This is a genomic window from Muricoccus roseus (assembly GCF_900141905.1).
In the GTDB taxonomy this organism is placed as follows: domain Bacteria; phylum Pseudomonadota; class Alphaproteobacteria; order Acetobacterales; family Acetobacteraceae; genus Roseomonas; species Roseomonas rosea.
In genome coordinates this window covers 146,623-171,347 of the sequence record NZ_FQZF01000003.1, presented here as the reverse complement: position 1 = coordinate 171,347, position 24,725 = coordinate 146,623, and the positions used below count along the sequence as shown (strand labels likewise).

Annotated in this window: 15 protein-coding genes; 7 read left to right on the top strand and 8 right to left on the bottom strand. The window is 70.0% G+C overall.

Features of this window, described 5'->3' with window-relative positions:
* Positions 1 to 2: 2 nt before the first annotated feature.
* Genes BUB97_RS27175 through BUB97_RS03175 form a run of 3 tightly spaced genes read right to left on the bottom strand, consistent with a single transcriptional unit; the run spans position 3 to position 9,130 of the window.
* Complete coding sequence (locus BUB97_RS27175; protein ID WP_086061858.1) at positions 3 to 3,779, bottom strand: cellulose biosynthesis protein BcsC; 3,777 nt, start codon at positions 3,777 to 3,779, stop codon at positions 3 to 5.
* 3 nt (positions 3,780 to 3,782) lie between these two features.
* Positions 3,783 to 8,315, bottom strand: a complete 4,533-nt coding sequence (bcsA, locus tag BUB97_RS03180; protein ID WP_073131371.1) for a UDP-forming cellulose synthase catalytic subunit — start codon at positions 8,313 to 8,315, stop codon at positions 3,783 to 3,785.
* Positions 8,312 to 9,130, bottom strand: coding sequence for a cellulose synthase operon protein YhjQ/BcsQ (locus BUB97_RS03175; protein ID WP_073131369.1), 819 nt, complete (start codon positions 9,128 to 9,130; stop codon positions 8,312 to 8,314). The genes bcsA and BUB97_RS03175 overlap by 4 nt, the downstream gene beginning before the upstream one ends.
* A 1,044-nt stretch (positions 9,131 to 10,174) precedes the next feature.
* Between BUB97_RS03175 and BUB97_RS03170 the strand changes: the two genes are divergently transcribed.
* Entirely contained in the window at positions 10,175 to 10,420 is a 246-nt protein-coding gene (locus tag BUB97_RS03170; protein WP_073131367.1) for a hypothetical protein, read from the top strand.
* A gap of 74 nt (positions 10,421 to 10,494) precedes the next feature.
* On the opposite strand, the gene BUB97_RS03165 is transcribed toward BUB97_RS03170, so the two are convergent.
* The 5 genes from BUB97_RS03165 to BUB97_RS03145 form a co-directional block, all read right to left on the bottom strand.
* Positions 10,495 to 12,963, bottom strand: a complete 2,469-nt coding sequence (locus BUB97_RS03165; protein ID WP_073131365.1) for a glycogen/starch/alpha-glucan phosphorylase — start codon at positions 12,961 to 12,963, stop codon at positions 10,495 to 10,497.
* Between the two features lie 95 nt (positions 12,964 to 13,058).
* Entirely contained in the window at positions 13,059 to 14,501 is a 1,443-nt protein-coding gene (gene glgA / locus BUB97_RS03160) for a glycogen synthase GlgA (protein ID WP_217659561.1), read from the bottom strand.
* A 361-nt stretch (positions 14,502 to 14,862) separates the two neighbouring features.
* Positions 14,863 to 15,282, bottom strand: a complete 420-nt coding sequence (locus BUB97_RS03155; protein WP_073131360.1) for a response regulator — start codon at positions 15,280 to 15,282, stop codon at positions 14,863 to 14,865.
* 414 nt (positions 15,283 to 15,696) lie between these two features.
* The gene (gene glgC / locus BUB97_RS03150) at positions 15,697 to 16,965 is read right to left on the bottom strand and encodes a glucose-1-phosphate adenylyltransferase (protein WP_073131358.1); all 1,269 of its coding nucleotides are present in this window, start codon (positions 16,963 to 16,965) and stop codon (positions 15,697 to 15,699) included.
* 180 nt (positions 16,966 to 17,145) lie between these two features.
* Complete coding sequence (locus BUB97_RS03145; RefSeq protein WP_073131356.1) at positions 17,146 to 18,807, bottom strand: ABC transporter substrate-binding protein; 1,662 nt, start codon at positions 18,805 to 18,807, stop codon at positions 17,146 to 17,148.
* A gap of 188 nt (positions 18,808 to 18,995) precedes the next feature.
* Between BUB97_RS03145 and BUB97_RS03140 the strand changes: the two genes are divergently transcribed.
* The 6 genes from BUB97_RS03140 to BUB97_RS26100 are packed head-to-tail and all read left to right on the top strand — an operon-like array spanning position 18,996 to position 24,695.
* Entirely contained in the window at positions 18,996 to 20,618 is a 1,623-nt protein-coding gene (locus tag BUB97_RS03140) for an ABC transporter substrate-binding protein (protein WP_073131353.1), read from the top strand.
* A complete protein-coding gene (locus BUB97_RS03135; RefSeq protein WP_073131352.1) occupies positions 20,615 to 21,667 on the top strand; it encodes an ABC transporter ATP-binding protein in 1,053 nt (350 codons plus the stop codon). Before BUB97_RS03140 ends, BUB97_RS03135 begins: the two co-directional genes overlap by 4 nt.
* A complete protein-coding gene (locus BUB97_RS03130; protein ID WP_073131350.1) occupies positions 21,664 to 22,638 on the top strand; it encodes an ABC transporter ATP-binding protein in 975 nt (324 codons plus the stop codon). Before BUB97_RS03135 ends, BUB97_RS03130 begins: the two co-directional genes overlap by 4 nt.
* A 15-nt stretch (positions 22,639 to 22,653) precedes the next feature.
* On the top strand, positions 22,654 to 23,607 hold the full coding sequence (locus tag BUB97_RS03125; RefSeq protein WP_073131348.1) for an ABC transporter permease: 954 nt from the start codon (positions 22,654 to 22,656) through the stop codon (positions 23,605 to 23,607).
* Positions 23,604 to 24,512, top strand: a complete 909-nt coding sequence (locus tag BUB97_RS03120) for an ABC transporter permease (protein WP_073131347.1) — start codon at positions 23,604 to 23,606, stop codon at positions 24,510 to 24,512. Before BUB97_RS03125 ends, BUB97_RS03120 begins: the two co-directional genes overlap by 4 nt.
* 27 nt (positions 24,513 to 24,539) lie before the next feature.
* Complete coding sequence (locus BUB97_RS26100) at positions 24,540 to 24,695, top strand: hypothetical protein (protein WP_175562545.1); 156 nt, start codon at positions 24,540 to 24,542, stop codon at positions 24,693 to 24,695.
* The last annotated feature ends 30 nt before the right edge of the window (positions 24,696 to 24,725 follow it).

The window sequence follows — 24,725 nt, the reverse complement described above, 5'->3', positions numbered from 1 at the left end:
CTTCAGAACCTGTTCTGAAGGCGCATGAGCAGCCGTGTCTCGTCGAAATTGGCGGCCTTGTCGTAGCGGATCGCGCCGCCAAGCGTGAGGGTGGGGGTGATGGCCCAGTCCACCTCCGCGCGAAGCCCGCCCACGAAGCCGCTCTGCGACTGCCCCGCATAGAAGGCTGTGACGGGGTTGGTCCCGCCCGCCGTGGAGGTTGCCAGCGCCTCCACCTGGGATTGGAGCCCCGGATCATTAGGGAAGTAAGGCGCACGATCCTCGCGGTAGCTCGCATAGCCGACCGTGGCGCCGACCCGGTAGGTCACGTCGCCAGCCCGGCCGCGCCAATCCACGGGGATGTTGAGGGCCGTGTACTGCTGAGGGCTGAAATAGCCGCCATGGCCGAGGGTAAAGTAGCGCAGGTTGCGGTCGTAGCTGAAATAGACGAGGTCCACGCCGCCGGTCAGCTCGCCGCCCGCGGTCTTGTAGAGGGGCAGCGACACGCCGGCGCCCGCCTCGATCCGCGTGTTGCTCGCCACGCCGTCGCCGTCGAAGGTGGCGTAGCCGCCGCCGGCATAGGCGTAGCCCGCGCCGATCGGGACCTCGACCTGGGCCCGCCCGCCCGTCCGCATCACGGGACCCCAGCTGACACCGGTCCGGTCGTCCACCGCGCCGGCCCAGGAGAGCAGGCTGTCCGTCACCGCCCGCCGCTCCCCCGCCACGCGGATGCGGAGGCGGTCGGTCAGGGCGGGGGAAAGCTCGATGCCGCCGACGATATTGGTCCGCCGGAAGCCGAGCGGCGTGGAGCCGATATCGAGCTTCAGCCAGTCGTTTCGGACGTAGTTCGCCGCCAGCGCCACGCCCGCCGCGCTCGTATTGCGGGAGGAGGCGAGGGTCGAGGTGCTGCCCGCGATACCCGTATTGAGGGCGTTGGTACCGTAGCGCCGCAGCGCCTGCACATCCGCGAGCGGCGAGCCGGCATCGATCGTGACCGGCTGCACCGAGGCGGTCAGCCGCCCACCCAGCGTGCCCGGGGAGATATCGGCCTGCAGCGTCGCGCCCAGTTCCGTCAGGCGGTCCAGCCCCTGATCGCCCGAGCGCACGCGGACCGCCACGGCGCCGGAGAGCAGCGTGCCGGTCTCCTGCCGCAGCGCATCCGCCTCGGTCTGGATTTGCCGCAGCACGGGATCGGTCGGCTGGGCCGCTGTCAGGGCCGTGCCGCCCGTGCCGGAGCGGGCGAAGGGATTGGCCAGCCCCTGCATGGGGACCACCCCCGGCGTGGTGGCCGTCGCGCGGGTGCCGAGTTCGGCGCTGCGCTGCGCCGCCGCCAGTTCCAGCGCCTGCCGGGCGCGCGTCTCGTCGCCCGAGGCGCGGGCGATCCGGGCCTCCAGCAGCGCGACGCGGGAATCCCGGGGATTCGTGGCCTGGGCGCCGGCCAGGAGTCCTTCGGCCCGCTGCCGGTCGCCTGTGGCAAGCGCGGCCTCGATGGCGCTGCGCCGGGCATCCAGGTTGCGTGGGTCGCGCATCAGCACGGCTTCCGCCACGCGCAGCGCCTCCTCCGGCCGGCGGGCGCCGAGATAGAGGCGTGAGAGGGCGAGGTTGGCGTCCTGGTTGCCGGGGTCTGAGGCAAGCACCGGGCGCAGGCGCTCGAAGGCATCGGCCTGGTCGCCCGCCTCGTTCAGCCGGTCCGCGGCGCGCACGGCCGCGCCCGACCGTATGGAGGCGAGGTCGCGCCGCTGCTCGGCCGTGGCGGCCGTGGTGTCGGCCTCGGCGGCCAGGGCGGTGGCCTCGGCATCCAGCCCCGCGCCGAGAAGGGCGCCGGCAATGGCAATGCGGGCCGCCGTGCCGGTCGCGCTGCGATTGGCGATGGCCACGCGCGCGGCCTCGGCGGCGCCGGCGCGGTCCCCGGCCTCTCCGAAGGCGCGGATCACCGCCACCGCCGTGCTGCCGGTCGGATCCGGCCGGGCCGCGAGGGTGAGCAGGCGGGTGCGGCCCTCGATCGGGCTCAGGGGCAGCAGGGCGGCGGCCGACTGCACCTCCCGCGCGCCGCGGATGCGGGCGGCGAGGCGGGACATGTCTGGGCTCCGCCGGTTCGGTGGGATGCGGGAGAGAAGCGCATCCGCATCCGCGATGCGGTTGTCCTCCTCGGCCAGAAGGGCGGCCGCATAGGCCGCGTCCGGATTGGCGCTGCGTGCCGCCAACTCCTCCACCACGGCCCGAGCCTCGGCACCGCGCCCCTGGCGACGCAGGGCGCGGGCGAGATCGAGCCGGGTCCAGGGATCGTCGGGCGCGGCGGCGACGGCGTTGCGCAGGATGGCCGCCGCCGCCGCGGGGTCCGCGACCCGCGCGGCTTCCGCCCGGTAGGCATTGCCCTCGGCCGTACCCGTGGCTGGCGCGCCCCCGCCGCCTGGGGCGGCGGGGCGGGGCGCGGGGCGGGCGATGGCGAATTCGGCCGGGCGCCCCTGGGCCCGGAGGGCCGCGTTCAGCCCCTGCTGGGCCGGCTGGAAGCCGGGGCGCCGGCTGAGCGCCGCGCGGAACCGGGCTTCGGCACCCTGCGGATCGTTCCGGCGCAGGGCGAGCTCGCCGAGCACCACCTCGGCATCGGAGCGGTCATCCACCTCGCGCATCGCAGCCCGGCGGGCGGCGGCATCCGCGCCCTCCAGGTCGTTGCGACGCAGGCGGGCCTGGGCCTCGGCGAGATCGGTGGAATAGGAGGCGGCGTCCAGCGCGCGCTGCCACTGCGCCGCACGGGACGGATCGGCCGCGACAGCCCGCTCCAGCAGGCGTCGCGCCTCCGGCTGGTTGCCCTGGCGCAGGCGCACGATGCCCAGCCCACCCAGCGCATCCGCATCATTGGGGTTAGTGGCCAGGACGGCTTCGAACTGGCGCGCGGCGTCGGCCGTGCCGCCCGCCTCCAGCCTGGCGAAGGCGGATTGGCGCGCGGCGGCGTTGGGGTCGGCGGGCGTGGGCGGCGGGGCCGCCCGCAGCGCCTCCAGCCGCCGGCTCAGTTCAGGGTCCCCGGGGAAGCGCTGCAGGTAAGCCTCGACCTGCGGCGCGACGCTCGGGTCGTTGCCGGCGAAGCCAAGGGCAGCGCGCCAGGATTGCCGCGCTTCCTGTCCGACCTCCGGGCGGTCCGCCAGCTCCGCCAGGCGGCGTATGCCTTCCGCGCGGGTGCCGGCGGCATAGGTCAGGCTCTGGGCATAGGCGAGGCGGGTGCGATCCGTGGCGCCCGGCCGGTTCGCCATGTTGGCAAGGCCGCGCTGGCCTTCGGCCCGGCCCTGCTCGGTGCCCGACAGCGTCTGGTAGTATTCCTGGGCATAGGGCTCGGTCGGCCCCTGGGCACCGAAGACCTGCCGGTAGCGCTGGGCGGCGGCATCGGCCCGGCCCTCCCGTGCGAGGCGGCGTGCCTCCTCCAGGCCGCTGCGGTCCACCGTGGCGCTGCGCACGGCGCCTTCCGCTTGGGATTGTTGCTCCGGCGTCGCGCCGGCGGCGCGGAGGCGGGCAAGATAGGCATTCGCCGCGTCCCGGTTTCCGCGCGCCACCTCCAGCCGCGCGGCGACGGAGAGGACGGAGGGATTGTCCGGCGCCGCGGCCAGGGCCCGCTCCACGGCCGGCGCGGCGAGTTCCACTCGCTCTTGGGAAAGCCAGCGCTCGGCCTGGCGGACCAGCACGTCCACGGCCCCCGGCGGAGAGGAGGCGGCCGCGACCTGCTGCGCGGCGGAAGGCCCGGACCAGGCCGCCAGCGCCAGCGCCACACCCAGCGCGCTCCGTCCCTGTCCCCGGCGCATGCCCCGCATGGTCTAGTGCCCCTTCGGTGTGCGGGCGCGGAGCCGCATCGCGGCCCGGCGGCGCAGTAGCCAATAGAAGGGCAGGCCCAGGAGGAGGGCACCTGCCAGCATCACGCTCGCCACCCGCCAGGGGCTGGTGCCGAGCCAGAGATAGGGCATCACCCACCAGGGCGGGTTACCAACTCCGTAAGTCGCGGCGGTGCGATAGCCCGTCACGCGGCTGCCGTTGAGCACGACGAGGTCGCCCTGCACCCGCGGCGAGGTTTCAGGGTCCCGCAGCGCTCCCACCACCCCGGACAGGGCCGCCGGCGTGGCGCCGAGCACGGCGACGACCGACTTGCCCGCGGTGAGAGGGCTTTCCGTGCCGACCAGCACCGCCACGCCCTCGCCCAGCTCGGACAGCGCGGCGGAGGCCCGGGTCAGCTCGTCCGAGCCAGGACGGTCCAGGAACAGGGCGCGGATATCGGCCAGGGCATCGGGCGCGGCGATGGTCAGGCGGTCGTTCTGCACCTGCACGGGGCTGTTCCGGAGCAGGGTGGCGGCCGCGGGCTGGCGCCCCAGCGTGCCCAGCAGAAGCAGGTCCTTCCCGGCCACCGTCTGCAGCCCCGAGGGGTAAACCACCGTCAGCCCGGTCGCGGGATGGCCGACATTGGCTGCGAGCGAGCCGATGAGGTCGAGGAAGGCGCTCGCCTCCAGCATATTCGGCCGCTCGGGCAGCACCGCCGCCGTGTCAGCCAGATCGGCCATACGGGTGAAGGGGAAGCCGGCCGAGGCGAAGTAGTTCAGCGCGGGAAGGCGCGCATAGCGCCAGGCGCGGGAGAGGTCGATCGTGCTGTCGGGGTCGACCGCCGCGCGGATGTCGCCCGGCACGGCCGTGCATTCGCCGCGGTTCAGCGGGCGCATGTCGAAGCGCATCTGCAGCTCCTCCCGCCCGAAGAGGAGATAGGTCGGCACCATGGCCCGGCCCTTGCGCACCGCCTCGTCACCGAGCAGCCAGCCCGTGAGGAGGTTGAGCGGCCAGATCCGCTCCCCAGAGCCGAGTGCGAAGGACTTCAGGAAGTTCTCGGAGACCAGCACGTCGAGCCGCGAGGCCGCGACATCCACCGCCTGCCCATTGGGGCCGCGGAAGCGGATATCGGCGGGGATGCCGCGATCCGCCCAGGTGAGGAGGTCGGGCGCCGTCCGCAACGGCACGCGGATGGTGCCGGGCGTGTAGCCATAGGCCTGCAGCTCCGAGCGGTCGACAAGGCTGCCGATCAGGACGGGCCGGTCCGCCGGGAGCCAGCGCGGCGCATCATAGGGCTGGCGCGGCGTGATGGCGGGCGCGGAGACGCGGGCCAGTTCGCCCCCGACTCCCCCGCGCCCGGCGGCCAGGGCGAGCGCGGCCTGCGCCACCTCCTGCTCCGACCTTCCACCGAGGATTAGCAGCGTGCCGAACGGATCCGTGGGGTTGGCCACCATGGCCAGGGTCGGCCCCTCGAAGCGGGGCAGGGCCAGGCCGGGCACGGCATCCGGCCCCGCCGCGATCACCAGCGCATTGCCCTGGGACGGCACGCTGCGGTCCACGGGAAAGCTCGCGCCGCGATAATCGGCCTGCACCGCGAACCAGGAGGCCGCAATCGCCGCGGCGCGCAGGCCTTGCGGCCCCGCCTCGGCCGGGATGATCACCGGCAGGCTCAGCGCCCGGCGCAGCACCCGGCGGTCGAAGAGGGGCTCCGGCAGACGGGCCAGGTCCCGCTGCGGCGGCAGGCGCTCGATGGTGAGCTGGAGCGTCGAGAGGTCGGAGATGTTCGCGTAGAGAAGGCCGGAGAGCGGGTCGTTGCACTCGGTCGCGTAGCGGCCGGCGAAGCGGAAGTTCAGCCGGTTCACCTCTGCGAAGTTCACGGGGTCGATGTCGAAGGAGAGCGGGCCGAAGGCCTGGCGCGCGGGATCGAGCGCGATGTTGCCGACGAACTGCTCGTTCAGCGTCACCGCGATCTGGCTGAGGGAGGGGATGAGGGCGGCGGAGGAGCCGCCCTGCACGGTCAGCCGCGCGGAGGTCACCACCTCATCCCGTGAGAGGCCGAACAGGACGCCCTGCAGGTCGGCGGTGCCGCGGAACTGCATCGGGCCGGTCAGGCCAAGCTCGCGGAAGGTCAGCCGCGCCTCCCGCGTGCCGCCGGACGGCGCCGGCGCGGCGGCGGGTGGCGCGGGGACCACGGGGACCGGGCTCGGCGCATAGGTGGGCGTGCCGGGCAGGGCAGGGGGGGCGAAGCTCGGCGGCGCCGAACCCGGCCCAGGCGATTGGGCCAGCACCGACCCGGGCAGAAGCAGCGCCAGCAGGCCGATGGCCGCGGCGGTGGTCTCCTTTGCCCGCGCGACCTGGGCTTTCGGCCGCACCACGTCGGACTTGCGGATCTGCTCGACGGGAACGGGCTTGCTCACGCGGCTGGGGGCCTTGGTCATCTTGAAGCGGTATTTCCGGAACACGGCGTCCTTGGTCGCCATCACGACATCCTTCAGCGCCCGCAGAGGACGGTCCTGCGGCCACTGGTCCCAATGCACCCAGGCATCCGGCCGGCCGAAGAAGACGCGGACCATGGCTGCCTCGTCGACCACATTCTCGATATGGAAGCGCAGGAAGGCCTCGCCCTCCTCCCAGTGCAGGAGGGTGGCATGGACTTCCACATGCTCGTCGCCCAGGTCGAAGCAGACGCGGCAATGGTCGCCATTGGCGATGCCGAGCGGCCGGTCCAGCAGCAGGCGCGCGCCGGACATGGAGATGTCGGAGGATTGTGCGGCCACGCGGCGGCCGTCCGAAAGGATCAGCTCGGCGGGCAGGTTCACCTCCACCCGGGCGCGGTCGCGCATCTGCTCCCGCTCCAGCCCCACCGCCACGGCGGCCGAGACGGGCACGAGGCAGAGCGTGCACCACAGGGTGTTCAGCAGATAGGCCTGAAAATCCAGCGACCCCGCTTCGGTCGAGAGTGTGCCGTAAAGGCCGATGCAGACGCCGGTGATGAGAGCCGCCAGCAGGATGAGGTTCGGCAGCACGGCCCGGACATCGAGATACCCTTCCTCCAGCCGCCCGCCCTTGTCCGTGACGTTGAACTTGCCCCTTCGCGGGTCCCAGAGCGTCGCCAGCGTCACCAGAACCAGCGGCGCCGCCATGCAGGCCTCGTAGATCTCGGACCAGAAGGAATGGCGGTTCTTTCCGTTCAGGCGCGATGCCGTGCCGAAGGCGTGGAACATGTGGCTGCCCGCATAGGCGATGATGGCCAGCGGGGAGGCCGCGATGATGTTCTGCCCCAGGAAGAGGAAGGCGAGCGGCGAGGTGAGGAAGACGATGCGCGGCAGGGCGAAGAGGAAGGAGAAGCCCGCGGTGAAGTAGCAGAGCCGCTGCGCCCAGGTGAGGCCGGGGGCGAAGGGCGTGTTCTCCTGCCGCAGGATCTGGATCATCCCGCGCGCCCAGCGCATGCGCTGGCCGATATGGATGGACAGGCGCTCCGTCGCCAGGCCGGCGGCGAGGGGCAGGCGGATATAGGCCGTGTGCCAGCCCTTCTGCTGCATCAGCAGAGAGCAGTGGCAGTCCTCCGTCACCGTCTGGTGCGGCACGCCGCCGACTTCCATCAGGGCGGTGCGGCGGATCAGCGCGCAGGAACCGCAGAAGAAGGCGGCGTTCCAGAGATCGTTGCCCGGCTGGATGGCGCCGTAGAAGAGCAGGCCCTCGTTCGGCACCGGCCGGCGGCGGGCCAGGTTCCGCTCGAACGGGTCGGGCGAGTAGAAGTAGTGCGGCGTCTGCACCATCGAGAGGCGCTGGTCCCGCACCAGCCAGCCCGCCGTCATCTGCAGGAAGGCGCGGGTGGGGGCGTGGTCGCAGTCGAAGATGGCGATGAGGTCGCCATCCGTGTGGCGCAGGGCGTGGTTGATGTTGCCGGCCTTCGCGCCCTTGTTGTCCGGGCGGATGATGTAGCCGCAGCCCACCTCCTCGCAGAACTGGCGGAATTCGGGGCGGCGGCCGTCATCCAGCACGTAGACGTTCAGCTTGTCCCGGGGCCAGTCGATGTTCATGCAGGCCAGCACGGTCGGCCGCACGATCTCCAGGCTCTCATTGTAGGAGGGGACATAGACGTCGACGCTCGGCCAATCCGCGGGGTTGGCCGGCAGGGCTGTCGGCTTGCGGTTCAGCGGATAGGTGAGCTGCACATAGGAGAGAAAGAGGAGCGAGCCGGCATAGAGCTCGGCCGCGAAGAGGCCGAGCGAGAGGAAGCCCTGGAAGACATTGTCGAACTCGATCGTCTCCGTCACCCGCCACCACAGGTAGCGCGAGGTGATGGCGAAGGAGAGCACCACCAACAGGACCGTCGCCCGCCGCGACTTCACCCGGTTGATCAGGAGGAAGGCGGCGATGCCCAGAAGCGTCAGCACCGCCTGCTGCTCGCCATTCAGCGGCACGGTGATCACGAAGAGGAAGGCCAGCGCGCCGAGAAGGATGCTCGCGATCCGGAGTGCCCGGCCGAGGGCCGGAAGGCGGTCGCCCATCGCGGTCATCCGCATGGCCGTCATCGGCGCATTCCCCAATCGGTCAGAACGGAATGGCCCCGAGCCGCGCCGGGCGGCGGCAGGGCAAGGCGGCCGAGCAGCGCCTCGGCCAGAAGCGAAAGGTCCTCGGCGGCGCGGCTGCCCGTGACCTCCACGGGCAGGCGGCGATCGGCCAGGGCCTCCGCCACGGCGGCGTCCCGGGCGACCACGCCCAGCAGGCGGCTGCCCATCGTGGCCTGGGCGCAGTCGAGCACGGCGGCGGAAAGAGGCGCCTCCAGCTCCACCTGGTTCAGCACCAGCACGGATCGCTCGGCTGCCCGGGTCGCAAGGGTGCCGCGGCCGAGGAAGCGCCCATCCGCGATCTGCGGGATGAGCGAGGCGCTTCCGCCATCGGCCAGGAGCACCACCACGGAGAGGTCCACCATCGGCAGCAGGGCGGCCAGGGCCGGGCAGGGTCCGGGCGGGCTGTCGAGGATCACGATGCGATGCGGGTCGGCCAGCATCTCGCGCACGGGTTCCACCAGCAGGTCCGGGCGGTCCATCAGCAGGCGCGTCAGCTCCATCGCGCCCCGCGGCTCCACGCCGCCATGGGGCAGCAGGGATACCCCATAGGGGGTGTGCCGCAGCGCGGCGCGCCAGGAGCTTCCGCTGCCGAGCCCGGTGAGAAAGCCCTCCTCGTCCCGCACGGGCAGGCCGAGATGCAGGCGCAGGGCGTTCTGAGGGTCGAGGTCGAGCCCGAGGACCTCATGCCCGCGCGCGGCGATCAGGGCGGCGATGTTCGCGGCCAGCGTGGTCTTTCCCACACCGCCCTTGGGCGAGACGAAGGCGATCAGCGGCATCAGGCGTCATTCCCTGGATGCGGCCGTCGGCGCACGCGAAGGCGGGCAGGCGGGCGGGGCGCCGGGCCTGGGCCCGGCGGGGCGGCAGGCGCCTGGCCAGGCAGGGGCGGCGCCGCTGAAGCGGGTGGAGAGCCGACCTCGGCCGATACCTCGTCCAGCAAGGCGAAGCGCCGGATCGGCGGCATCGGCGCCGGGGCGGCAAAGGCGCGGGGCGTAGCTGGGGCCGAAGGGGGCGCAGGCGCGGGCGCAGGAGAGGCTGGCGGGGGCTCCGGGGGCGCTGAGGGCTGGGGAGCGCCGACAGGCGGGCGGATCTGCAAACGCCGTGGCTCAGGGCGAGGAACCGGCGGGGGCTTCGCCTTTACGGCTTCGATCACCGGCGGAGGCGGCGGAGCGGGGGGCGGGACCGGCGTGGAGGGCGCGAGGGGGGACGGTCGACGTGGCCGCGCTGGGGCAAATAGCACCGTGCGCCTCTCCGCCTGCGTAGGTGCGGGTGGCGGAGAGGCGGGCGGGGGTGGGGCTGGCGGAGGTTGTACTGCCGGCGCGGCACGCTGGACCGGCGCCTCTGGAACGGGGAGCGGCTCCGGGGGGGCGGGAGGTGGCTCGACCTCCGCCGCAGGCTGAGGACGCGGCGGCTCGATCCGAACCGCGGGGTACCGGACATAGGCAAATTGTTGCAGGCCGCAGGCGCGCAGAAGGCGGTTGATCGGCTCGTCCACGCAAAAACCGCCCCTGCACCGTTCCGCTGCGTGGAGAGTAAGGAGTCTCCCGACAAACGGGAAGAGGATGGAGGTAGCGCTACCTGGGCGAGCAGTACATGCTACGGGTCCGACCTGCGACCCTAGACGCTATGCCTGCTTTTTGTAACGGTACCAAAACGACTTCGTGCCGGGGGCTATGTCGGCCGAGGTTCATTCCGCCCTTTCAGGAGCACCGGCGGGCACAAATGGTTTGGCGTCATACTCTACGCAGGGTGGAACGTTTTCGTCGGCCAGGGCTCATGGTATGCGAATCGAATACGGAGGTGGCGTGGGACAGGAACAAGGCATGGGCGACGAGACGCTGCGGAAGAACATGGCCGCTGCCATCCGCATCGTGCTTGAGGAAGGCCTGCGCAAGACCGACGATCCGATCACCTATCTCCGCTCGGCGGCGGAGGAGATCCGTGAACTCGTCGACCTTTTCGAGCGCAGCGGTTGGTCCGGCCGGATGGATGGCGCGGCCATCCGGGCCATGTTGGTCGACGAGGTGGAGGCGGCCACACGGGAGATGATACGCCGCCTGCACCACTAGCCTCTCCGCCCGGCCCCATCCCTCTCCCGGCGAGCCCAGGCCGGGAGAGGGACCGACCCGGTCCGGCCAGTCGTTCAGCGCGGCGTCACCTTCCAGATATCCTCGGCATAGTCGCGAATGGTCCGGTCGGAGGAGAACCAGCTGACATGGGCGGTGTTCAGCACCGCCGAGCGCCACCAGGATTCCGGCTTCGACCAGCATGTCGCCACGTCGCGCTGCCTGGCGTGATAGGCGTCGAAATCGGCTGTGACGAGGTAGCGGTCGTCATGCAGCAAGCTCTCCACTAGGCCACGATAGCGGTCCGGCTCGCCGGGGGAGAAGACGCCGGAGGCGATGGCATCCAGGGCGCCGCGCAACTCCGGTGAGGCGGCGACCGCCAAGCGCGCATCGAAGCCCGCCCGCTTCCGCTCCGCCACTTCCGCCGCCGTCAGGCCGAAGATGAAGATGTTGTCCCGGCCGACCCGCTCGTCGATCTCGACATTTGCCCCGTCCAGCGTGCCGATCGTCAACGCGCCGTTCAGCGCCAGCTTCATGTTGCCCGTGCCGGAGGCCTCCAGCCCGGCGGTCGAGATCTGCTCCGACAGGTCGGCGGCCGGGATGATCATCTCGGCCAGACTCACATTGTAGTTCGGGAGGAAGGCGACCTTCAGCGTCCCGCGCAGGGTCGGGTCCTCGTTGATCGTGGCCGCCACATCGTTCGTCAGCCGGATGATGAGCTTGGCCTGGTGGTAGCTCGGCGCCGCCTTGCCCGCGAAGATCTTCACGCGCGGAATCCAGTGGCCGGTCGGGCGCGCCCGCATCGCATTGTAGAGCGCTACGGTTTGCACCACGTTCAGCAACTGGCGCTTGTATTCATGGATGCGCTTGATTTGCACGTCGAACAGCGCGTCCGGATCGACCTTCAGGCCGATGCGGGTCGCGATCACTCCGGTCAGCCGCTCCTTCGCGGCGCGCCTCTGCGCGGCGAAACGTTGACGGAAGCCAGCATCCTCCGCCAGGGGAACCAAGTGCTCCAGCCGCTCCGGATCGTCCAGCAACTCCGGCCCGATCGTATCGGTCAGCAGATGCGTCAGGCCGGGATTAGCCCGGTGCAGCCAGCGGCGGAAGGTGATGCCATTGGTCTTGTTGGTGATCCGGTCGCCGCAGACCTGATTGAGATCGGCGAAGACCGTGTCGCGCATCAGCTGGGAGTGAAGCGCCGAGACGCCGTTGATCCGGTGGGAGCCGACAAAGGCGAGATGCCCCATCCGCACGCGCCGGCCATGGCGCTCATCGATCAGCGAGACGGAGGAGAGCAGCGCGTCCCCGGCGCCGCGGGCCCGGGCCGTGTCGAGATGGCGGGCATTGATGAGGTAGATGATCTGCATGTGGCGCGGCAGCAGCCGCTCCATCATCGGCACGGGCCAGGTTTCCAGGGCCTCGGGCAGAAGCGTGTGGTTGGTGTAGGAGAAGGTGGCCTGGGTCACCGCCCAGGCGGCATCCCAATCCATGCCATGCACGTCCATCAGAAGTCGCATCAGCTCAGCCACGCCGATCGCCGGGTGGGTGTCGTTGAGCTGCACGGCGACACGATCGGCCAGGTTCCCCAGCCCGGCATGGCGCGAGAGATGGCGGCGGATGATGTCCTGCAGCGATGCCGAGGCGAAGAAATACTCCTGCCGCAGCCGCAGCTCCTGCCCGGCTTCGGTCTCGTCCCCGGGATAGAGCACGCGGGAAATGGCCTCCGCCCTCATCCGGGCGGCCTGCGCGCCGACATGGTCGCCGCGGTTGAACTCGCTGAGATGCAGAGGGTCCGTCGCGCGGGCGGACCAGAGGCGCAGCGTGTTGATGCGCTTGCCTCGCCAGCCCACCACCGGCGTGTCATAGGCCAGGGCGTTCACGATCTCCCCGGCATGCCAGACCATGCGGGTGGAGCCGTCCACGGATACCTCCGAGCGGACATGGCCCCCGAAGCGGATCTCGTAGACAAGGCTCGACCGCTCGAACTCCCAGGGATTGCCGAGGGCCAGCCAGTCTTCTGGGACCTCGTGCTGGAGCCCGCCCGCGATGATCTGCCGGAACAGGCCGTTCTCGTAGCGGATGCCGTAGCCATAGGCCGGCACGCCGATGCTCGCCATGCTCTCCATGAAGCAGGCCGCCAGGCGGCCGAGGCCGCCATTCCCGAGCGCCGCATCCGCCTCCTGTCCCGCCACCGCGTCCAGGTCCACGCCCAGGCCGGCCAGGGCCTGGCGCGCCGTCTCGGTCAGGCCGAGATTCCCGAGTGCGTCGGTCAGCAGCCGGCCGATCAGGAATTCCATGGAGAGGTAGCAGACCCCCTTGCGGTCCTCCGCGCGGGTCTGGTCATTCGTCCGGCGCCAGTCGTCCACGATGTGGTCCCGGGCGGCGAGGGCGGTCGCGATGAACCAGTCCCGCGGGCTCGCCCGCTCAGGCCGTCCGCCGACCTGATAGACGAGCTTCGCGAGGATGCTCTCCCGGAACTCCTCGATGGCCGCCGCATCGGGTGCGTCGATCCTGAGCGAGGCGGGGGAGGGGCTGTCGTTCATAGGCAGTCCTGCACAATGAAATGCCATCCTGGCAGGGATGGGCTTTGAACGTAAGAAGCGAGTCTTGCTGGGTTCTTTCCCGCCCCGCGGGAATGTCATCCAGGGCCGGCGATTTCCCGGTAGAGCGCCGCATAGCGTGAGGCGGAGCGGGCCCAGCCCACGGGGGCCCGCATCGCATTGGCCTGGACCCGGTTCCAGGCCGCGCGGTCCCGCCAGAGGGCCGCAAGCCGGGCCAGGGCGCCTTCCAGCGCCGGGACCGTTGTCGGGGCGAATTGCAGCCCCGTGGCCACGCCGGTCGCCAGCGCCGCTTCATTAGCATCGATCACCGTATCCGCCAGGCCACCGACGCGGGCGACCACGGGCAGGGCGCCGTAGCGCAGGGCGCAGAGCTGGGTCAGGCCGCAGGGTTCGAAGCGGGATGGCACCAGGAGGGCGTCGCAACCGCCCTGGATCATGTGAGCGAGGGCTTCATCATAGCCGATGCGGACGGCCACCTGGCCTGGATGCGCCGCGGCGGCCTGCTGGAACGCGGCCTCCAGCCCCGGCTCGCCCGCCCCCAGCACCGCGAGCCGCATCCCATGCCCCAGCAGGGCCGGCAGGCAGGCGAGGAGCAGGTCCATCCCCTTCTGGCCCGTGAGCCGGCTGACCACGCCGAGGACGAGAGCATCCGGTGTGTCCGCCAGGCCCATGCGGGCCCGCAGCGCCGCGCGGTCGGCCTCACGCCCTTCCGGCCGCTCCGCATCGAACGCGGCGGCCAGGTGGGGATCCGCCGCCGGATCCCACGCTGCCTCGTCGATGCCGTTCAGGATGCCATGCAGCACGCCGGACCGCGCGCGCAGCAGCCCATCCAGCCCCATGCCCTCTTCGGGGGTGGTGATTTCGCGCGCATAGGTCGGCGAAACCGTCGTGATCCGATCGGAGAGCCGCAGCCCCGCCTTCAGCGTGCCGATGCCGCCATAGAACTCGACCCCGTCGATATGGAGGGCCTGCGGCGGGAGGCGAAGGGTGTTCAGCAGCCCGGCCGGTGTCCACCCCTGGAAGGCAAGGTTATGGACCGTGAAGACCGTGCCGGGCCTCGGCCCCCCGGCATAGTGCAGATAGGCGGGCGCCAAGCCGGCCTGCCAGTCATGCGCATGCACCACATGCGGCCGCCATCCCGGCAGGATGCCCCGGCCGATCTCGGCGGCGGCCCAACTCAGGGCGGCGAAGCGTTGAGGGTTGTCGGACCAGTCATGACCCTGCGGGTCGTTATACGGCCCCCCTGGCCGGGCATAGAGATGCGGCGCGTCCAGCACCAGCAGGTCCAGCCCCGAGACACGGCCGGCCAGGAGCCGTGCCGGCCCGCCGAACAGGTCTTCGAACTGATGCGCCGGATCGGCGGGACCGAGCTTGGCGATCACGCCGGGATAGCCGGGCAGGAGGGTGCGCATGGCGACCGCTTCGGAGGCCAGTGCTGCCGGCAGCGCCCCGACCACATCAGCGAGGCCGCCGGTCTTCACCAGGGGGAAGCACTCCGAGGCAACGGAAAGCACACGCAGCGGGAGCCTCGGAGCCTGGCCGGTCGGTTGAGCAGACATGAGATGGAACCCCCCGGGGGACGCGGCATGCAGTAGGACCCTGCCCGGCTCGCCCGCCATCGCTGGCCAGGGCGTCGCGGAGCGGCGCCGAAGGACCGGAGAGAGATGACAACCGGCCCTCCCCTGGTCAAGCGGTGGACCGGGGACGGGCCGGACAGGATACGGCCGTGGCCAGACTGGGGCAGGGATGGTCTCGATTCGACCATCAAGACCGCTCAAAGGAGATTGGCGCCGTGGTGGGTCCGGAGGCGGGCCCAGCGAGCTCGCATCCCCTGGGGACGCTCCCCTTACGGCGAGGCCACGGTGCCCTCCGGGCAAGAGATCAGCCGGAGCTCGCCTGCATCGTGGCGTGTCCGTGTTGCGATGGAGGAGGGAACCAGGGGGTTGGCGGAGCATCGTGGCTGGGGTGAACCCCCAGGGTCTCGATGGCGTCGGTCAGCTCCCCCATCCGGAACGGCTTGGCGAGCCTGCGCTCCTTCCGCGACCAGAGCGCGGCGTCCGCGGGAACGCGGCGCTCGGAATAGCTGACGATGGGGAGATCAGGCCAAGTGGCGCGGACCTCATCGGCAATCCCGAGTTCGAGGTCCATCAGGAGCAGCCGGGGAGGACGAGGCGCGCGCAGGCAGCGGAGGGCTTCGCTGGCGGAAGCCGTTGCCAGAACGCGGAAGCCGAGATCCTCCAGCCCGTGGTGAAGGACCTCTCGCAGAAGATCGTTCTCTTCCAGGAGAAGCACGTCATGCATAGGCTGTCCTCCCCGTCCTGGGCGCCAGATGGCAGGCGAGAGGGGAAAGCACCCCGTTCGAAGCGGCCGAAGCCGAACCGGCATAGCTCCTGCTGGTGGCATCCGTGATGCCCGGGTTCATGCGACGTCTCCAAAGGCGAGGTCTGGTGCAGCCTTTCAGCTCAAACAGGGCAGCGTATGGCCTGGGAAAAAGATGCAGGGCCGCTGAGAGACGTCAATGCGGGAATGCAAGGATGTTCAGGTACTAAGCTCGCCCCGCCTCCTGTCGCTCGCGAACGTGATCACGGCGGCCTTCCGCCGCGGAGCCCTCGTTCCCCCATTCAAAACACATGAGCGCTCTCGCGAGGCGGCCCTGGAGAGGCCTGGGGAGGCCGCTCCCGCGCTCCGGCCGGGGGTGTCGAAGTCGGGTGGGAGCTACTGGCCCAGTGCGTCGATCATCGGCTGGGTGATCAGGCAGACGCCCCCGGGTGAGCGGCGGAAACGGCGGGCATCCGCCTCCGGGTCCTCGCCCACCACCAACCCGTCGGGGAGGATCACGCCGCTATCCACCACCACCTTGCGGAGCCGGGCATAGCGCCCGACGACGACGCCCGGCAGCAGCACCGCGCCCTCAACCTCGCCATAGGAGCGGACACGGACATTGGAGAAGAGAAGCGAGCGCCGCACGGCCGTGCCGGAGACGATGCAGCCGCCCGAGACGAGCGAATCCACCGCCATGCCGCGGCGGTCCTCGTCATCCATCACGAATTTGGCGGGCGGCGTGACCTCGCCATAGGTCCAGATCGGCCAGTCCCGGTCATAGAGGTCGAGGGCGGGCACGACGTCCGTCAGGTCGATATTGGCCTGCCAATAGGCATCCACCGTGCCGACATCACGCCAATAGGCCTCCGCCTGGTCACCGGAGCGGACGCAGGACTCCTCGAAGCGGTGCGCCACCGCACCCCCACGGGCCACGATGGCGGGGATGATGTCCTTGCCGAAGTCGCGGTCGGAGGCGGGATTGGCCGCGTCGCGCCGCAATTCCTCCGTGAGCAGCCGGGTCTCGAACACATAGATGCCCATGGAGGCCAGGGCGATGTCCGGGCGCCCGGGGACGGAGGGTGGGTCCGCCGGCTTTTCAAGGAAGGAGACGATCCGGTCGGACTCGTCCACATGCATCACGCCGAAGGCGCTGGCCTCGCGCCGCGGCACCTCGATGCAGGCGACGGTGACATCGGCGCCGGATTCGCAGTGACGCTTGAGCATCACCTCGTAATCCATCTTGTACACATGGTCTCCGGCCAGGATCACCATGTAGCGCGGGCCGTAGCTCTCGATGATGTCGAGGTTCTGGTACACGGCGTCGGCCGTGCCGGCATACCACTCCGTCTCCGAGACGCGCTGGCTGGCGGGCAGGATGTCGAAGCTCTCGTTGCGCTCGGGGCGCAGGAAGTTCCAGCCGCGCTGGAGATGGCGGATGAGGCTGTGCGCCTTGTACTGCGTCGCCACACCAATCCGCCGGATGCCGGAATTGATGGCGTTGGAGAGGGCGAAGTCGATGATGCGGGCCTTGGCCCCAAAGAACACCGCCGGCTTCGCGCGGCGATCGGTTAGTTCCATGAGGCGGGAGCCGCGGCCACCTGCCAGCACATAGGCCATGGCGGTTCGCGCCAGCGGCCCGGACGGAACCGGACTCTTTGACATGGTTGCTTACCCCTCCCGCGCCGCCTGCCTTGAATATGGCAGCTTCCGGGCGGCGGGGAATGGGCCTGGATCAAGAAATTGGGCGCGGTCGCAATCCGCCGCCCTTGCCCCAGAGGGTGGGACGGCGTCCGCGCGGCCCGGGCAGGGCCGGGGGCGACGTCGCCCCCGGTCCCGCTCCGTTCAGTTCATGGACATGGTTGCGATGTCGATGAACCAGCTCCGCGGCTGCACCACGCCGGCGACGCGCGGGGAGATGGCGCGCGGGCCCACGTCATGCGCCACCCAGAGGAAGGGCGCCTCCTCCACGATGCGGGCATGCAGCCGCGCGAGGGCCGCATCGCGCCCCGCCGAGTCGAAGGTGGTGCGGGCGGTCGCGATCAGCTGGTCGAACTCGGCATTCGAGAAGAAGCCCCAGTTGTTCGAGACCGGCGGCTGCGCGGCCGTGGCGACGAAACGCACCATCGCGAAGAACGGGTCCATGGTGGCGAAGGTGACGTTGGTGGCGTTCGCGCCGCGGGCATTCGCGTGCTTGGCGCCTTCGCGCCAGTTGGTGAACACCGCGTTCCACTCCCCCACCTCGAGCTGCACGTCGAAGTGGCACGCGCGCAGGGCCTCCTGCAAGAACTCGTTCATCGTCAGCGGCTGCATCTGGCCGGAGCCGGAGGCGGAGGTGAGCACCTTCACGCGCAGAGGCCGCTGCGCGGAGTGCCCGGCCTCGCGCATCAGCCGCTGTGCCTCGGCCAGGTCGTAGCGGATGTTGAAGGATGGGTTGCCCCACCAGGGATGGCCCTGCTCCACCGTGCCATGCGCCTCGACCATCAGGCCCGAGAGAAGGGTCTTCAGCTCGGCTCGGTTCACGCAGAGATTGGCGGCGTGGCGAACGCGGCGGTCCAGCCAGGGCGACCCCTCCGCGAAGGAGAACTGCCAGGGCCAGACATGCGGCTGCTCATTCTGGTAAAGCTTGAAGCCGCGCGAGGTGATCTGCTGCACAGCGTCCGGCGCGGGCGCCTCGATCCAGTCCACCTGATTGCCGAGCAGGGCCGCCGTGCGGGTGTTCGCCTCGGGGATCGGAAGAAGCACCACGCGGTCGATCTTCGGGCGGCGTGCCGGGTCCCAGTATTCGCGGTTGGCGACCATCTCGAAGCGCTCGCGCGGTACGAAGCGCACGCCGCGGAAGGGGCCGGTCCCGGAAGGCTCGGCGGCGAAGGCGGCCCAGGCCTGATTCGCGCGTTGCCGCGGGTCCGTCACGCTGGCCGGCACCGCCGCCAGCTTCGCCTGCCAGTGGGCGGGTGAGACGATAAAGAGGTTGGTCAGGTTGATCGGCAGGAAGCTGTCCGGCTCGCTCGTGGTCAGCTCCACCTCATACTCGGAGATGGCGCGCGCGGAGCGCAGCGTGGGCATGCGGCTGACGGTCACGCCAACCTGGGATGCGTCGTAATGCGGCGCGCCCTGGTCCAGCACCTTCTGGACGTTCCAGACCACTGCCGCGGCGTTGAACGGGCTGCCGTCGTGGAACTTGACGCCCTGGCGCAAGGTGAAGCGCCACTTGGTCCTGTCGGTCTCGTCCACCCGCCATTCGGTAGCCAGGCCGGGGATGATGACTGAGGGCTTGTCGGCGCTGGCAAGATCCCAGTTGACCAGCGCATCGAACATCGGGATGCCGGTGAAGCGGTTGCCCTCGAAGCCCTGGTCTGGCTGACCGAGGGTGCGGGGGATGTCGGCGGCGGTCATGCCGATCCGCAGCACCTTCTCCTGCGCGTTCGCGGGGCCTGTCCCGAAGGCGGTCAGGCCGGCGAACAGTGCACCGGCTATCAGCCATGCCCGTCGCGTGGTCTTCCTCATGCGTATCCTCTCCGTAGCGGACGATCGCGGATGACGATCCGGTCATGATGAGGCAAGTTCAATGCCAGCAATCAACGAAAATGCGACCCGCGAGGGCGGTGGGGGGATGGCACGGGGCTTGCTGTGCCGTCCGGTGCGCGAAACGGCTCTGGGCGGCCCAGGCCGGCGTGCAGGCGGAAAGACCAGGAATGAAGACCAGCCGACGTTCCCTCCTCGGCGCGACTGTTGCCGCCGCGGCGCTCCCCTGGGACATGGCGCTGGCCCAGGCCCCTGCGGGGAATGGTGGCACCCTGCGCATCGGCATGACGGCGGCCGGCGTGCCGATGCCCAACGGCCAGACCGATCAGGGTGGCGAGGGGCAGCGCTTCGTCGGCTACACGGTGTTCGACAGCCTGGTCTTCTGGGACCTCTCCCGGGCCGACGCTCCCTCCCGCCTCGTGCCGAACCTCGCCACCGAGTGGAAGGTGGACCCCGCTGACGGCAAGCGGTGGCTGTTCACCATGCGGGAGGGCGTAAGGTTCCATGACGGCAGCGTCTTCGATGCCCATGCGGCCCAGTGGAACTTCGAGAAGCTGCTCGATCCAGGCGCACCGCATTTCGACCCGCGCCAGGCGGCCCAGGGCCGCTCCCGCATCCCGAGCGTGGTCCGGGCCACGGCGCTGGATGCCCGCACCCTCGAGATCCGCACGAACGAGATGGACGCGCTGCTGCCCTATGGCGTGGCATGGATCGTCATGTCCTCCCCGGCGCAATGGGAGAAGGTCGGGCGATCCTGGGACGCCTTCCTGAACGCCCCCTCCGGCACGGGACCCTTCCGGATGACCGAGTTCAGCCAGCGGGAGAGGGGGGTGATGGTCGCCAACCCCGACTACTGGAACCCGGCGCGCCGCCCGAAGCTAGACCGGCTGGTGCTCATTCCGCTGCCGGAGGCGAATACCCGCGCGGCGGCCCTGCGCGCCGGGCAGGTGGACTGGATCGAGGCGCCCGCGCCCGATGTGACGGCCAGCCTGCGCGCCGCGCGCTTCAACATCGTGACCAACGAGTATCCGCATAACTGGGTCTGGCATCTCGACTTCGCCTCGCCGGGCTCGGTTTGGCGCGACATCCGTGTTCGCAAGGCCGCGAACCTGGCCGTGGACCGGGATGGCATCGCCGGCATGATGGATGGCCAGATGCTGCCCGGGGTCGGCCTGCTCACCCCGACATCGCCATGGTTCGGGCAGCCCGGCTTCAAGATCCGCCACGACCCCGCGGAAGCCCGCAGGCTGCTGGCTGAGGCCGGCTTCGGCCCGCGCAACCCCGTGAAGACGAAAGTGCTGATCCCGGGCCAGGGCTCCGGCATGATGCAGCCCCTGCCGATGAACGAGGCGATCCAGGAGAACCTCCGGGAGGTCGGCATCCAGGTGGAGTATGAGGTGATGGAGTGGAATGCGCTGGTAAACGCCTGGCGCGCCGGCTCCCGGGACCCGCTTTCCCGCGGGGCGCATGCCCTGAACTACTCCTATTTCAGCCAGGACCCCTTCACGGCTCTGATCCGCCATGTCGATTCCGCCCTTGCCGCGCCGCGCGGCACCAATTGGGGCCATACGGCGGATGCGGAGCTGGATGCGGTGTGCAAGGGCCTGCGTGAAACCTTCGATCCGGCCGCGCAGGACGCCCTGATGGCGCGCGGACATCAGCGCATCGTCGATGAGGCGATGTTCCTCTTCGTCGCGCATGACCTGAACGCGCGGGCCATGGCCCCGAGGGTACGGGGCTTCGTCCAGGCGCGGAACTGGTTCCAGGACCTCGGCACGGTAACGGTGTCATGACAGACGCGCTGACCGAACTGAAGCAACTGCCCGATATCGGTGGGCCCGCGCAGCCGCTGCTCACCGTGCGCGGGTTGACCAAGCACTTTCCGCTGAAAACCGGGTTCCTCGGCCGCGGCGCAGGGGTGGTCCAGGCCGTGGATGACCTGAACTTCGACGTCATCAAGGGGGAGACCCTCGGCATCGTCGGGGAATCCGGCTGCGGCAAGTCCACCACCTCCCGCCTCGTCATGGCGCTGATGGCGCCGACGACGGGGGAGGTAGTGTTCGACGGCCAGGTGGTGGGCGGGCGGGAACTGCCGTTGAAGGAGTATCGCCGCCAGGTACAGATGGTGTTCCAGGACAGCTACGCCTCCCTGAACCCAAGGCTGACGATCGAGGAATCCATCGGCTTCGCGCCCGAGGTGCACGGCCTGGCGCGCAAGGATGCCCGTGCCCGGGCGCGGGACCTGCTGGCCGCGGTGGGGCTGAACCCCGACCAGTTCGCGCGCCGCTATCCGCATGAGCTCTCAGGCGGCCAGCGCCAGCGCATCAACATCGCCCGCGCGCTCGCCCTGCGCCCGCGGCTTGTCATTCTCGATGAGCCGGTCTCGGCCCTGGACAAGTCTGTTGAAGCGCAGGTGCTGAACCTGCTGCAGGACTTGAAGGCGCAGTTCGGCCTGACCTACATCTTCATCAGCCACGACCTGAACGTGGTCCAGTACATGTCGGACCGCGTGCTGGTCATGTATCTCGGCCGCGTGGCCGAGGTCGGGTCGGTGGAAGCCATCTATGCCGCCGCCGCCCATCCCTATACCGCTGCGCTGCTGGCCAGTCGTCCCTCGATGGACCCCGATCGGCGCCGCACCGAGCCGCCGCTGGTCGGGGACCCGCCCAACCCCATCAACCCGCCATCTGGCTGCCGCTTCCACACGCGCTGCGCCTTCGCGGAGCCGGTCTGCTCCGCCACCGTGCCGCTGCTTCATCCGGCGCCCGCCGGGCAGCAGGCCGCCTGCCTGATGGTGGTTCCGGGCAGTGGGCACAGCCAGGCCCCGAAGGTGGCCGCATGACCGAACCCCTTGTCCATGTCCGTGACCTGCAGGTGCGCTTCGTATCGCGCGATGCGACCGTGCACGCCGTCAACGGCGTTTCCTTCGATCTCGCCGAGCGTGAATCCCTCTGCATTCTGGGGGAGAGCGGATCGGGCAAGTCGGTCACGCTGCGCGCGCTCATGGCGTTGAACCCTCCACGGCGGACGAAGCTCTCGGGCACGGTTCGGGTGGGCGGCCACGACATCATCACGGCCTCCGAGCGGAAGATGGCCGATATCCGGGGCAGCACCGTCTCCATGATCTTCCAGGAGCCGATGACGGCGCTGGACCCGGTCTTCACCATCGGGCGGCAGATCGCCGAGACGGTGATGCGGCATGAGGGGCTGAGCCGGAGCGCCGCCGATGCGCGCGCGCTGGAGCTGCTGGAGCTGGTCCAGATCCCCTCCGCCAAGCGTCGCCTGGCCGCCTATCCGCATGAGCTCTCGGGCGGGCTGCGGCAGCGGGCCATGATCGCCATCGCGCTCTCCTGCCGCCCGAAGCTGCTGCTGGCGGATGAGCCGACCACGGCCCTGGATGCCACGGTGCAGATCCAGATCCTGCTGCTGCTCCGCCGCCTGCAGGAGGAGATGGGGATGGGCGTGATCTTCGTGACCCACGACCTCGGCGTGGCAGGCGAGATCGCGGACCGGGTGGCCGTGATGTATGCGGGCAAGTTCATCGAGGAAGGCCCGGTGCGGGACCTGATGCGCCGCCCCTTGCACCCCTATGCCCAGGGCCTGCTCGGCGCCACCGTCCATTCCGGCCTCCGCGGCGAACGGCTGACCACCATCCCCGGCGCCCCGCCGAATCTCGAGCGCGTGCCCCAGGGCTGCGCCTTCGCACCGCGCTGCGCCTATGTGGAGGAAGCCTGCCTCCCCAAGGTGCCGGACTTCCGCAGCCCCACCCCTGGCCATGCCGCACGCTGCGTGCGCGTGCCGCAGGCCGCCTGAGCGGGAGGAGGACGCATGCTTCTCTACCTCGTCCGTCGCGTGCTCTACGCGATTCCCATCGCCCTGGCCGTGGGGCTGGTCTGCTTCATGCTCGTGCAGATCGCGCCGGGGGACCCGATCAACGCCATCGTCCCCGCCGATGCCCCGCAGGAGGTGGTGGAGCAGGTTCGCCGCGATTACGGGCTGGACAAGCCGCTGCCGGTGCAGTTCGGCCTGTGGATGATGCGGGTCGTGCAGGGCGACCTCGGCCGGTCCCTCGCGACGGGGCGGCCGGTGACGGCGGATCTTGTCTCGGCGGTGGGTAACACGCTCACCCTGGCTCTGGTCGCGGCGGCGATCGGCTTCGTGATGGGCACCTTCCTCGGTACCGTCGCGGCGGTGTTCCGGGGCAGTCTGCTGGACAAGGCGGCGGTGGGCTTCGCAGCGGCCGGTGTCTCCATCCCGCATTACTGGCTCGGCATGGTGCTGGTGGTGCTGTTCAGCGTCACCCTGAACTGGCTTCCGGCCATGGGCGCGGGGCCAGGAGGCTCAGGCTCCTGGGCCTGGGATTGGGAGCATGCGAAGTTCCTCATCCTCCCGGCGGCAACTCTTTCCGTCATCCCGATGGGCATCGTCACCCGCACCGTGCGCGGGGTGGTGATGGAGCTGCTGAACCAGGACTTCGTCACCACGCTCCGGGGCAAGGGCCTGCGGCGGGGTGGCATCGCGCTGCATGTGGTGAAGAACGCGGCCCCGTCCGTTCTGGCGGTGATGGGCCTTCAGCTAGGCTATCTCATGGGTGGGTCGATCCTGGTGGAAACGGTGTTCTCCTGGCCGGGCACGGGCTTCCTGCTGAACAGCGCCATTTTCCAGCGGGACCTGCCGGTTCTCCAGGGCACCATCCTGGTGCTGGCCATCTTCTTTGTGGTGCTCAACCTGGCGGTGGACCTCATCCAGACCGCGCTCGACCCTCGGATCCGCCGCGCATGAGCACGACCGCCGCCACCTCGCCGGCCGCCATCGCCGTCCCGCAACCCGCGCCGTCCCGCAGCAAGGGCTATTGGCACGGGGTTGCGCGGCGTCTGTCGCGGGACCCGGTGACGCTCTTCTTCGGCTTCATCCTGCTGCTGATGGCGCTGGCTATCCTCTTCGCCCCGCTACTGGCGCCGCATGACCCGTACCAGACCAGCATGATCCGCCGTCTGCGGCCGATCTGGTTCCAGGATGGGCGATATGCCTTGGGCACGGACGAGCTTGGGCGCGACATGCTGACCCGCCTCCTCTATGGCGGGCGGCTCTCCTGGTTCCTTGGCATCACGCCGGTGCTGATCGCCTTTGCTATTGGCGGCACGCTGGGCGTGATCGCGGGCTTTGCCGGCGGCTGGGTCAACATGCTGATCATGCGGACCACCGACGTCTTCTACGCCTTTCCCTCGGTGCTGCTGGCCGTTGCCATCTCCGGCGCGCTGGGGCCGGGCATCTCGAACGCCATGCTCTCGCTGACGCTCGTCTTCATCCCACAGATCATCCGCGTGGCGGAGAGCACCACCACCTCGGTCCGGAACCTCGACTATGTGGAATCCGCCAGGGCCAGCGGGGCAGGCGCGCTCACCATCGTGCGGGTGCATGTGCTGCCCAATGTCCTTGGTCCGATCTTCGTCTATGCGACCAGCCTCATCAGCGTCTCGATGATCCTCGCCTCTGGCCTGTCCTTCCTCGGCCTCGGCACCAAGCCGCCCGAGCCGGAATGGGGGCTGATGCTGAACACGCTGCGCACGGCCATCTACACTCAGCCTTTCGTGGCCATGCTCCCGGGTGTCTGCATCTTCGTCACCAGCATGTGCTTCAACATGGTCAGCGACGGGCTGCGCTCCGCGATGGATGTGCGCGGCTGACCCTGCCAGGAAGCGGAGGAGGCCCCCATGTCCGATCAGTCCGCCGAAGCCGGCCCCGAAACGCGTCCCGGCTTCATGCGGCGCGCGGCGAGGGAGGTCCTCTCCTTCGCTGCGGAGGAGGTGGCGCTCCGCGTGCTCTTCGCCGTCGGTGCCGCAGTCATCGGCTGGTGGCTGCTCGACTGAGCCACCCCCCGCGCTTCCACACTGCGGCAC